The 1830-nt window shown below is 63.3% G+C and carries 3 protein-coding genes and 1 pseudogene; 2 read left to right on the top strand and 2 right to left on the bottom strand.

Features of this window, described 5'->3' with window-relative positions; genetic code table 11:
* Positions 1–272 (top strand): annotated as a pseudogene (locus ENZ74_RS30850) (OsmC family protein); the annotation flags it as partial.
* Between the two features lie 16 nt (positions 273–288).
* Positions 289–675 carry a nuclear transport factor 2 family protein gene (locus ENZ74_RS30845; RefSeq protein WP_013532394.1) on the top strand — a complete coding sequence of 129 codons (387 nt, stop codon included), beginning with the start codon at positions 289–291 and terminating at the stop codon, positions 673–675.
* Between the two features lie 95 nt (positions 676–770).
* On the opposite strand, the gene ENZ74_RS30840 is transcribed toward ENZ74_RS30845, so the two are convergent.
* Together ENZ74_RS30840 and ENZ74_RS30835 are read right to left on the bottom strand one after the other, a co-directional pair.
* Positions 771–1382 (bottom strand): LysE family translocator, encoded by a 612-nt coding sequence (locus ENZ74_RS30840; protein WP_013532395.1) that lies wholly within the window; start codon positions 1380–1382, stop codon positions 771–773.
* An 81-nt stretch (positions 1383–1463) separates the two neighbouring features.
* The gene (locus tag ENZ74_RS30835; RefSeq protein ID WP_032809400.1) at positions 1464–1784 is read right to left on the bottom strand and encodes a YkgJ family cysteine cluster protein; all 321 of its coding nucleotides are present in this window, start codon (positions 1782–1784) and stop codon (positions 1464–1466) included.
* Positions 1785–1830: the final 46 nt, after the last annotated feature.

The following is a 1830-nucleotide window of genomic DNA, read 5'->3' as shown; positions in this document are numbered from 1 at the left end:
GTATGGCGCTCAGCGCCATACTGGGCAACGCCAATTATGTCCCGACAAGCATCAGCACCGTCGCCAAGGTGCATCTTGGCGCAACCGCTGCCGGTCCGACGATCACCCGCATCGAACTCGAAACCGAGGCAGAGGTCGCGGGACTTGCCGAAGATGAATTCGAGCGCCTTACACAGTCCGCCAAGGCGGGCTGCCTCGTCTCGCGGGCCCTTGGCGGCGTGTCTCAGATCACCCTCAAGGCAACGCTCGTCGAAGCCACCAAAGGTCAATGAAGCCAGGAGAAAGAAGATGACACAGGAGATTGTCATGGACGCAAACGCGTACGATCTGTCCCAGAAGACCGCCGAGATCATGCGGCGCTACAACGACGTATTCCAACGCCATGATCCTTCGGCACTCGCCGAGCTGGTGGCCGAGGATTGCGTGATCGAGAACACCGTGCCGGCGCCGGACGGCGCTCGCCATGCCGGCAAGGAAGCGTGCGTCGGGCTTTGGACGGCGATCGCGACCCAGGCCGGCACGCGCTTCGATATCGAGGAAACCTTCGTTGCCGGTGACCGGGCAACGATCCGCTGGCGCTATTTCATGACCGACGGCAATTCGCTGCGCGGCGTCAACCTCATGCGTGTGGCCGATGGGCGGATCGTCGAAGCGATGGGCTATGTGAAGGGGTAGCGCGCCCCGAGCAATGCCCCGAAAGCGCATAACCGCTTTTCGCCCGGAATAGCGCAACAAAGGAGAGCGGATCAGCGAGACTGAACCGCTCCCCGCTACCGATCGGCCAGCGCCAGCTTTGCGCCGAGCATGACGAAGGCGCCGGCGAAGGTCCGGCGCATCCAGGTCAACACCATTGGCCGCGAGACGACATGGCTGCGGATCGAGGCTGCGAAGATGCCGTAGCCGACGAAAACCACGAATGTCAAAAGCATGAAGACGGAACTCAGTTCCAGCATTTTCGACAGCGCATTGGGCTCGGTGGTGCTGACGAACTGCGGCAGGAAGGCGAAGAAGAAGATCGACAGTTTCGGATTGAGCACGTTGACGAGGATACCGGTGGCAATCACCTTGCCGGCCGAGCGCGGCGTCACATCCTGCTCGACGCTGAGGCCGCCCTTTTCCTTCAGCGTGTTCCAGGCCATGTAGAGCAGGTAGGCGACGCCGAGATATTTCAGCGTCTCGAAGGCGAGCGCACTGGTGTGCAGCAGCGCCGCCAGGCCAGTGATGGCGGCGGCCATGTGCGGGATGATGCCGAGCGTGCAGCCGAAGGCGGCGATGACGCTGGCCCGCGCACCGCGCGAGAGGCCGGCGCTCAGCGTGTAGAGAACGCCGGTGCCGGGCGAAGCCACGACAATCAGGGACGTCAACAGAAATTCGATGCTCACGATGGTTCCTCCGCCACCCTACCAAGCCAGGAAGGTACCGGGCTGCGGGTCGGCGCACAAGCGGAGGCGACGGGAGATTGGCTACACCGGTAATCCGAGCGCCTGGCGTGCCATCAGACACTCCTCGTCGCCGGGCATGCAGGCGCGACAGACGTCCGGCCGCACGTCGTAGATGCCGCAAGCGGTCGACTTGCCGATCTCGCCGGACAGCGCCGAGCAGCGCACGCCCTCGCAACGCATGCCTGACAGGTCGGATGCGACATATTTTTCCGGGATACGGTCGAGCTGTGCGTCATCCTCGGTGGAAAAGCGCGGCCACTCGGCCGAATAGGAACAGCAGGCACCGCAGCTTTGGCAATCGAAGGTGCCCTGTTGCGACGACAAAACGCTTGCGGCGGCCACCAGGGCGGACAGCCCTGGCGCGGCGGGGTTGTGATCGGCGTCTTTC

It is taken from the genome of Mesorhizobium sp. M7A.F.Ca.CA.002.15.2.1 (genome assembly GCF_003998715.1).
GTDB classification, from domain to species: Bacteria; Pseudomonadota; Alphaproteobacteria; order Rhizobiales; family Rhizobiaceae; genus Mesorhizobium; species Mesorhizobium ciceri.
The sequence above is the reverse complement of the archived record's forward strand: the minus strand, read 5'-3'. Positions and strand labels throughout refer to the sequence as shown.

Coding starts and splice junctions, on each gene's coding strand:
- ENZ74_RS30845 (WP_013532394.1), top strand. CDS start 289: ATGACACAGGAGATTGTCATGGACGCAAACGCGTACGATCTGTCCCAG.